Source organism: Vibrio sp. Sgm 5 (assembly GCF_026241575.1).
GTDB classification, from domain to species: Bacteria; Pseudomonadota; Gammaproteobacteria; order Enterobacterales; family Vibrionaceae; genus Vibrio; species Vibrio jasicida.
Genome location: NZ_JAPHPY010000161.1, coordinates 1 through 263, shown reverse-complemented (window position 1 = coordinate 263; position 263 = coordinate 1). Strand labels below are relative to the sequence as shown.

The following is a 263-nucleotide window of genomic DNA, read 5'->3' as shown; positions in this document are numbered from 1 at the left end:
TGACTTTGTGGTGCAAAAAGTAACGTCGAATGTACGTGGAGAGCTCGAATTCTATCGCCTTGATTAGTATGCCCGAGCTCCTCTTTTATACTTCGATGAGGAAAACTGAGCGTTGTTGTATCTTCAAGTGCGAGTAATTCCTCATGCTCGTTAGCTCGAGATACAGTTGATTGAAAACCTGCTTCAGCGATGTCTTTTGCATCGATGTTTTCATTGCGGATAAAGCGATATGCGCCTTCCATATCGGCGGGAGAAAAAGGAAG

The 263-nt window shown here is 44.1% G+C and carries 1 pseudogene; it reads right to left on the bottom strand.

Going from position 1 to position 263, the window contains the following annotated elements:
* Positions 1–263, bottom strand: a pseudogene (locus tag OQJ86_RS26515) (IS4 family transposase); the annotation flags it as partial.